This is a genomic window from Kitasatospora sp. NPDC057512 (assembly GCF_042802135.1).
Taxonomy (GTDB): Bacteria; Actinomycetota; Actinomycetes; order Streptomycetales; family Streptomycetaceae; genus Kitasatospora.
Map to the genome: position 1 here is coordinate 1 of NZ_JBHVET010000405.1, position 7582 is coordinate 7582.

General features: G+C 75.3%; 8 protein-coding genes. 2 read left to right on the top strand and 6 right to left on the bottom strand.

The window, feature by feature from the left end; translation table 11 throughout:
• Nucleotides 1–281, top strand: a 281-nt coding sequence (locus ACFU6K_RS24310; RefSeq protein WP_380666312.1) for a hypothetical protein, incomplete at its 5' end; no start/stop codon positions are given.
• Nucleotides 282–318: 37 nt separating this feature from the next.
• On the opposite strand, the gene ACFU6K_RS24315 is transcribed toward ACFU6K_RS24310, so the two are convergent.
• Genes ACFU6K_RS24315 through ACFU6K_RS24325 form a run of 3 tightly spaced genes read right to left on the bottom strand, consistent with a single transcriptional unit; the run spans nt 319 to nt 3370 of the window.
• Entirely contained in the window at nt 319–1575 is a 1257-nt protein-coding gene (locus ACFU6K_RS24315) for an MFS transporter (protein WP_380666314.1), read from the bottom strand.
• Nucleotides 1576–1624: 49 nt separating this feature from the next.
• Entirely contained in the window at nt 1625–2683 is a 1059-nt protein-coding gene (locus tag ACFU6K_RS24320; protein WP_380666316.1) for a HEAT repeat domain-containing protein, read from the bottom strand.
• 3 nt (nt 2684–2686) lie between these two features.
• A complete protein-coding gene (locus ACFU6K_RS24325; protein ID WP_380666318.1) occupies nt 2687–3370 on the bottom strand; it encodes a HEAT repeat domain-containing protein in 684 nt (227 codons plus the stop codon).
• 307 nt (nt 3371–3677) lie between these two features.
• On the opposite strand from ACFU6K_RS24325, the gene ACFU6K_RS24330 reads away from it, so the two are divergent.
• On the top strand, nt 3678–4109 hold the full coding sequence (locus tag ACFU6K_RS24330) for a hypothetical protein (RefSeq protein ID WP_049656746.1): 432 nt from the start codon (nt 3678–3680) through the stop codon (nt 4107–4109).
• A gap of 81 nt (nt 4110–4190) precedes the next feature.
• Here ACFU6K_RS24330 and ACFU6K_RS24335 read toward each other — a convergent pair whose 3' ends face one another.
• The 3 genes from ACFU6K_RS24335 to ACFU6K_RS24345 all read right to left on the bottom strand — a co-directional run bounded on the left by ACFU6K_RS24335 (nt 4191) and on the right by ACFU6K_RS24345 (nt 7460).
• Nucleotides 4191–5603, bottom strand: a complete 1413-nt coding sequence (locus tag ACFU6K_RS24335) for a DJ-1/PfpI family protein (protein ID WP_380666320.1) — start codon at nt 5601–5603, stop codon at nt 4191–4193.
• A 135-nt stretch (nt 5604–5738) separates the two neighbouring features.
• Nucleotides 5739–6719, bottom strand: a complete 981-nt coding sequence (locus ACFU6K_RS24340; protein ID WP_380666322.1) for a GlxA family transcriptional regulator — start codon at nt 6717–6719, stop codon at nt 5739–5741.
• Between the two features lie 186 nt (nt 6720–6905).
• Nucleotides 6906–7460, bottom strand: coding sequence for a YciI family protein (locus ACFU6K_RS24345; protein WP_380666324.1), 555 nt, complete (start codon nt 7458–7460; stop codon nt 6906–6908).
• Nucleotides 7461–7582 lie beyond the last annotated feature (122 nt).

The window sequence follows — 7582 nt, forward strand, 5'->3', positions numbered from 1 at the left end:
CCCTCGCCCCGTGCCGGCCCGTCGACGACGGCGACGACACCACCGGCGTCGCCGACCTCCGCTGGAACCCCTCCCGCCGGCTGTCCGCGGCCGCCGACGGCGACACCCCCGCGGCCGAGCGGGCCGCCCGCGCCCGCACCGCCGTCCAGGACGCGATGCGGCACGCCTTCGGCGCGGTCCTCGGCGCCTGCGGCCTCGACCTCCAGTGGTGCCGCCCGCCCGCGCTCCCGTACCAACTGCGCGCCTACGGCCCCGCCGAGCAGCCGCCGGTGCGCCGCTGACGCCCGGCCCGCGCGCCCGGGGCGTCCGGGGCCTCGGCTACGGGGCCTCGGCCTCCTCCCGCAGCTCACGGACGGTGAGGTCCTTCACCGCGGGCCCGTGCGGTCGAGGCCGCGTTCGCCAGGGCGTGCGGAGGCGGTGGGCCAGGCCGCTGGCCGCCACGCAGAGGGCCAGCGCGGTCCAGAGCACCGGGGGGTTCTGCAGGCCCAGGCCGATGACCGCAGGTCCGACCGCGTAGGACACCGTCCAGGTCAGCTGGAACAGGGACATGTACGGCCCCTCGTCGCCCTTGGGCGCCATGCCGACCGCCGCGGCGGCCGCGGTGGGCTTCGAGGCCAGTTCGGCCAGCGCCAGCACCACCGCCACGAGGACGGCGAGCGGGCCCTGGAGGGCGTGCAGGGCGGTGGAGACCGTCGCGGTGAGGGCGATGGCGCCGGCCGCCGCGCCGATCGACAGGCCCAGGACCCGGGAGCGGGTCCAGCCGGACAGCATCCGGCTGATCCGCATCTGCAGGGTGGTGGCGGTGGCGTAGCGGACGGCGACCACGACGGTCGGCCAGTACGCGGCCTGGTGGAGGCCCTCCACCAGGTAGAGGGGGAAGGCGACCGTCGGGATCAGCCAGGCCGCCGAGAGCAGCGTCTGGGACGCGACCAGGGACAGGAACGGCCGGTCGCCGAGCGCCGCCCGGGTGCTCGACCTCGCCGCCCGGAGCCCGGGCCGCTCGGCGGCCGGCACGGTCACCCCCAGCAGGAGGGCGGCCGCGAGGAGGGAACTCGCGCTGTTCAGGGCGAGCGCGACCTCCAGGCCGTGTCCGCCGGCGAGCGCCATCAGGGCGGTCGCCCCCAGGGTGCCGACGCCCAGCGAGGTCGTCTTGAGCACGGTGACGGCGGAGAACCAGTCGGTGAGCTCCTCCGGCTTCGCGAACCGCGCGACCAGCGTGGGCCAGGCGGCGCCGTAGAGGCGGTCCGAGGCCGTCACGAGGAAGGTCGCGGCCGCCACGGCGACCAGGTTCCCGGCCGCGAAGAACAGGCCGTACCCGAGCGCGGTCAGGACGTTGCTGACGACCAGGCAGGACTTGGGCCCCACCGCCTGGACGGCCCGTCCGCAGAGCGGCACGACGGCGAAGGACGCGAGCGACCCGACCGTCACGGCCGTGCCCGCGGTGGCCGCCGGGAAGTGCCGGACGGTGACGAAGAACAGCAGCGACAGCGGCAGGAAGACGCCGGAGCCGAACGTGTCGATCGCCACCGAGAGGAACAGCCGCCGCTGCCGACGGAACCGCCCGGCCCCTGTCATGCCACCCCCACCTCGTATCCGCCCCCGGTTACCGCGTGACCGTCGCGGACTACCGCGTGTCGCGCAGCTTGAGAATGTACGTCGCGGTCAGCGCGACCGCACGGTCCCCGTCCTGGGCGAGCGCTTCGAGGGCGCGGGACGCCGTACCGCCCGGGATGTCCGCGAGGGCCTGGGTCAGCCGCCGGCGCGCCTCCGGCCCGACGCCGGCGCGGGCGAGGCGGTCGACCAGTCCGACGGCGATCCGGTCCGCCAGCGCGGGGCCGTCCACCGGCGCGGGGCCGTCCACCGAAGCGAGGCCGTCCACCGGCGCGGGCCCGTTCGCCAGCGCGCCCAGCGCGTCCGCCGCGTCGGCGTCGTTCGTCGCCCCGACGATCATGTCGATGAGCGTCGGGACGGCGTCGGCCACGCCACGGGCCCCGAGCGCCAGGGCCGCGCACCTGCGAACCACCGCGTCGGGGTGCCCGAGGGCGTCCCGCAGCAGTGCGGTCGCCGTCCCGTCCGGCAGCTCGGCGAGGGACCGGACGGCCCGTTCGCGCACCTCGGCCGAGGGCGAGCGCAGCCCCTCCGCGAGCAGGGCCGTCCCGTCCCCGCCCGACTGCGCCAGCGCCCACCGCAGGGCCCCGGCGACGACCGGGTCCGACTCGCCCAGCACGGCCTCGACCAGCGCCTCCACCGGCACCGCCGCGTCCTCGCCCGCGGACAGGGCGGCCCGCTGCCGCGCCCCCGGGCTCTTCGACTCCAGGGCCTGGAGCAGCGCGACGACCCGGAGGACCTCCTCCCACCCGGCGGGTTCCGCCGCGTCGATCCGCCGCAGCCGGGTGAGCAGCTCCCTCTCCGCCGCGATGCGCTCGCAGGTCCGGCGGATGAGGTCCTCGACGAGCTCCGCGGGCGCGAAGCCGGGATCGTCCAGGGCCCGTCCGACGTCGCGCAGCGACAGGCCCAGCGACCGCAGGCTCTCGATGTGGAAGATCCGCCGGATGTCCTCGTCCGCGTACCGGCGGTAACCCGAGCCGGTACGCCCTGTCGGACGCACCAGCCCGAGCGACTCGTAGTGCCGGAGCATGCGGGCGCTGACCCCCGACCGCCGGGCGACGTCGCCGATCAACACTGCCTACCGTCCCTCCTGGCGGCCCGCGCCGAGGACCGCCGTGCGCTTCGCCTCCTCGATGGCGAGCTCGAACCCGGCGTCCGGGTCGTGCCACAGCCGTTCGGTGGCGAGCGCGTGCGCGCGCACCCCGGGATCGGGGTCCGTCGTCGCGGCGCCCAGTGTCGGCAGCACCGCCTCCCCGAGCGCGATCAGCGCCCGGCTGAGGCTCAGCCGCGTCTCACGTCCGCCGCGTCCGAGCTGAGCCGCCAACACTACGGCCAGCGCGGGCACCCCGTCCTCGGGTACGAGCACGACCGCGGCCCGCCAGGCGCTGCGGGCCACCTCCTCGTCGGCGTCCGCCAGCAGCGCCGGCGTGATCGCCGGCCACGCCCGCCGGTCCCCGATCTTGGACAGCGTGTGCAGGGCCTGGCTCCGCGCCTGCGCCCGCTCCGCGCGGACCTCGCCGAGCAGCAGCGGGACGGTCACCGCCGCCTCGTGCCGGGTGAGCGCCCAGGTGAGCATCTCGCGCACGGAGAACTCGGGCTCGACCGCGCACCGCCCCACGAGCGGGCGGACGAACCCCCGGTCCGGGTTCGTGCCGACGGCCAGCGCCGCCCGCAGGCGCACCGACGGGTCGTCGTGCTCCAGTGCGCGCAGCGCCGCCCGCATCGTGTCCCCGCCCTCTTCGTCCTCTTCCGGCCTGGTCATCAGGACCACCTCCTGGGCCACAGTGAAGGGCTTGTCACGGTGTCAAGGTCAAGCGGATCCCGTGCGCGGTGCCCGGGGCGGCGCGGGCGGCGGTCGGTGCGGCGGGCGGGGCGGCGGCCGGGCGGGCCGGGCGGGCCGGTCGTCCGACGGCGGGATGGAGGGTCCGGTCTTACGGTGAATGTGGGGCTCTGCCGGTGCGGGTGCCCCGCTCCGCGTCGTCCGGAGCCCCTCCACCCGGCTGCTCGTCCCTCCGTCCCCGTCCCCGTCCCCCGTCCGCGAGGCGACCGCGATCGAAGGAGACCGTGTCATGGCCAGCAGTACGTCCGGAGTCGGCCCCACCGCCCGGGGCCGCGAGCAGTACCCCTACGCGTCAGGGTGGACCATCTTCGCCGGGGTCATGCTGATCACCGCCGGCCTCATGGCGATCTTCCAGGGCAGTGCCGCCATCACCCACGACAGCCTGCTCGTCGTCACCCGCAGCTACGTGTACGCGATGAACACCGAGGGCTGGGGATGGATCCACCTCATCCTCGGCGTCTTCGTCGTCGTGGCGGGCGTGGCGGTCTTCAGCGGCGCGGCCTGGGCCCGCATCGTCGGTCTCGTCGTGGCAGGGCTGGGGATGATCGCCAACTTCCTCTGGCTGCCCTACTACCCCCTGTGGGCCATCGTCCTGATCGCGATCGACGCCCTCGTCATCTGGGCCCTGTGCGTCGGAACGATCAAGACGGACCCGATCTGACGCACGGCCTCCGCTGCACGAGCCGCCGCTGCACGAGCCGTCGGTCGACGAGCGCCCGTCCCGGCCCGGCGGCTCCCCCCGTCAGCGGCCCGGTGCGGTGCGGCGCCGCCGTCGAACCGCGTGTCGGACCGCCGTCGGTGCCAGCCCCACCCCCACGCTCACGGCGACCGCCGCCGCGGCCAGCAGAGTGGACCGCCAGGGCCAGGACGCGCCGGTCAGCTCCAGATGTGCCGAGGGGTACTCGGAGAACTTCGCGGTGGTCAGTGCCGTACGGCGGTCGCCGTGCTCGGCGAGGTCCCGCAGCACCGGATCGAAGCCGAACTCCCCGGACCGCCGTCCTCCGCCCGGCAGTTCGGCGGCGAGCCCGTTGCGGAGGGCCCAGTCGCCCAGCGCGCCGTCGAGGCCGGAGGCGTCCGCGACGCCGGGCACCACGAAGCGGTCCGCGCCGTGGGCGCCTCCCTTCGCGGGCCGGGTGACGAGGACCAGGCCGTGGCGGGTGGTGACGGCGTCACCCGCGCCGATCACCAGCGTGCGGGTGGCGAAGGAGACTCCGCCGTACCCCTCGAAGGCGGCGGCCGCGTCGATCTCCTCGACGCCGTCGACCAGGCCGATGGCCGTGGTGGGGCGCAGCCACGGGAACGCGGCGTTGAGGGCGTACGGGAGGTCGCCGGGGGCGAGGTGGTTGGCCGGGATCGTGGTCGGTCCGTCCGGAGTCCAGCCGGGGTAGGACAGGCCGGTGCCGATACGGGTCGCCTCCGCCTCGCCCGCCAGTTCCCCGACCAGCCGCAGCGCGCCCACGGTGCCGGAGGTGACGCCCGCGGTGGTGGTCACCCGCCCGTCCTCGACGTAACGCCGCCCGCGCTGCCAGTCGACCTTCGGGTAACCGCGTTCCAGCGAGCCGATGTTGGACCAGAACGACGTGGCGTCGCGGCCGTCGAGCAGACCGGAGGCGGCCAGCAGCTCGGAGCCCGCGCACACCCCGAGGATCCGGGCGCCCTTGCGGTGGCGTTCGACGATCCACTGGCGCAAGCGCTCCTCGCCCGCGCCGGCGGGGTCGGTCACGGCGGGCACGACCACCACGTCGGGTTCCGGCAGAGTGCCGTCCGCCACCTCGGCCAGCGTGTGGTCGGGCAGCAGATGGGCACCGCCGGACAGCGGGGAGACACGGCGTTCGGCGGCCACCGTGTAGACGAACATCGTCGGCGACTCGGCGAACACCTGGTAGGGCGCGAGGACGTCGGTGGCCACGGAGCCCTCGTTGCTGACCGCGACCGCCACGGTGATCCCGCCCTCCGGCACCGGCCGGGCGGTCGGCCACACCCTGGCATCGGATCCGCTGGGGGCGGCGGCGAAGCTGTCCGCCATCGACGCGCTCACCCCCGCGAAGGCGATCCCCGCGAAGGAAGCGGCCGCCAGACCCGTGCCCAGCAGTACCCGGCCGGTACGGCGCAGCGCCCGGCGCCCCCGCTGTGCACCGGAACTCGTCGTGAACAAGACATACCTCGACAATCCGGGCGCGTTCCGGCAGCACGGTGCCGTCGGCCCTCAGGGGAACGGAAAAGGGGGAAATCGGAAGAAATCAGGGGAAAGCGGTCGCGAAAGAGGCTCCTCGCCGAGGAGGCGGGCCCGTCAGGCAGTCGGCCGCAGCGGTGCGCGCAGCAGCGAGGGCGGGGCACCGAAGGCGTCGGCGACCACCCGGCGCAGCTGCCGGGCGTCACGGAACCCGCACCGGAGCGCGACCGCCTCCACCGTCAGGTCGGTACCGGACAGCAGGGTGCGGGCCCGCTCCAGCCGCAGTTGCCGCTGGTAGGCGAACGGGGTGAGGCCGACGGCCGTGGTGAAGGCCCGCGTCAGACCGCGTGGGGACAGCCCGGCGATGCCGGCGAGTTCACGCAGGGTGAAGGCGGCGTCCAGATGCTGCGCCAGATGGTCCTGCACCCGGTGCACCGCGGGCTGGACGTGGTCGCGGTGCCGCAGGAACGGACTGATCTGTGCCACGTCCCCGTCCCGTCGCAGGTACAGCACCAGTTCACGCGCGACCCGCGCGGCCAGCTCCGGTCCGCGCTCCCGCTCGACCAGGGACAACGCGAGATCGATCCCCGACGAGATGCCCGCACTGGTGCTGATCCGCCCGTCGTGCACGTAGAGCGCGGCCTCACGCACCCGGGCCCGCGGGTACCGGTCGCGCATCGCCGAGGTGAGCGACCAGTGGGTCGTGCACGCCCTGCCGTCCAGCAGCCCCGCCTCCCCCAGAACGGCCGCACCGCTGCACACGGACGCCACCCGGGCACCCGCGTCGTAGGCCTCACGCACCCAGCGCACGACGGCGGGTGCCACCAGCCGGTCGGATCCGGTCAGCCGGGGACCCGGCACGAGCACCAGATCACCGGCTGCCGCCCGGCTCGTGGCCAGCGGCGCCAGCCCCGCCAGTCGCAGGCCCTGGGCGGACCGCAGAGCGTCCGCCTCGGCGACGTACTCCAGCCGGTAGCCGCCGCCGAGCTGCGCCGCGGCGTCGAACACCTGCACAGGACCGCCGAGGTCCAGCAGATTCACCTCGGGCAGCACCAGGACCAGCACCCGCCCGGTACACCCGTCCGTCTTCTCGCTCACCCCGCCACGGTAGGCCGCCACGAACCGCCCGCACGAGGTCTCCCGGGGACGGACGGCGGACGGATCCGGCACTGGGCGCGGTAGCCGCAGGCCCGGCGCACCGGCCTCGTCACCGGTCCGGCGCTCCTGACGACGGTGCCGGCGGGCGGGCACCGTCGTCAGGGGTGCCGCGGACGCTCCGGCCGGTCAGGACGGCCGCCCGCCGAACTGCCAGTCGTGCACCTCGATGTCGGCGTACCGCTCCCGGGTCAGGACGGCTCCCGCCGTCTCCGGGTCCGACGCCCGGAGTAGCGCGGCCGTCCCCAGCCAGGCGGTGCCGTCGTCGGACAGCAGCGGGCCGTAGGCGATCAGCCCGTCCTCCCGGTCGGCCGGCACGGCGAGGTCGACGGCCGGCCCCGAGCCGAGGCCGAGCACCAGGTACCGGTTCCCGCCGGTCCGGCCGCCGGGGAAGTCCCACATGGTGCGGCCCAGCGTGTTGCTCCACCGCCGCAGCAGTACGTCCCGGTACATGCCCGCCTGGTAGCCCGGCTCGGCGAAGGCGAACGCCCGGGCAGCGGCGGCATCGGGCAGGTCGATGATGTGCACGCTGCCGGTGGGGGCGTCGCGGTCCCCGGTGAGGGTCGGGCCCCGGGCGATCAACTCCTCCGCGTACCCGTCCATGTAGGACCAGTGCTGTTCCAGCAGTTCGCGGCGCAACGTCCCGGAGCCGGGCCGGTCGCGGTGGTAGCAGAAGAACTCCATGCCCGTAGGGTCCCCTGAAGGAGGCGGCCGGGTCCAGGGCCCGCATCGACGGTGGAATCCGACCGCACGCCTCCGTGACGGCCGCACAAGGGCGGTGGCCCGGGAGGACATACACCCCGGCC

Bases quoted from the DNA above. Each gene is read 5' to 3' on its own strand.
- ACFU6K_RS24325 (WP_380666318.1), bottom strand. From the start codon at position 3,370: ATGACCAGGCCGGAAGAGGACGAAGAGGGCGGGGACACGATGCGGGCG.
- ACFU6K_RS24345 (WP_380666324.1), bottom strand. From the start codon at position 7,460: ATGGAGTTCTTCTGCTACCACCGCGACCGGCCCGGCTCCGGGACGTTG.
- ACFU6K_RS24315 (WP_380666314.1), bottom strand. From the start codon at position 1,575: ATGACAGGGGCCGGGCGGTTCCGTCGGCAGCGGCGGCTGTTCCTCTCG.
- ACFU6K_RS24330 (WP_049656746.1), top strand. From the start codon at position 3,678: ATGGCCAGCAGTACGTCCGGAGTCGGCCCCACCGCCCGGGGCCGCGAG.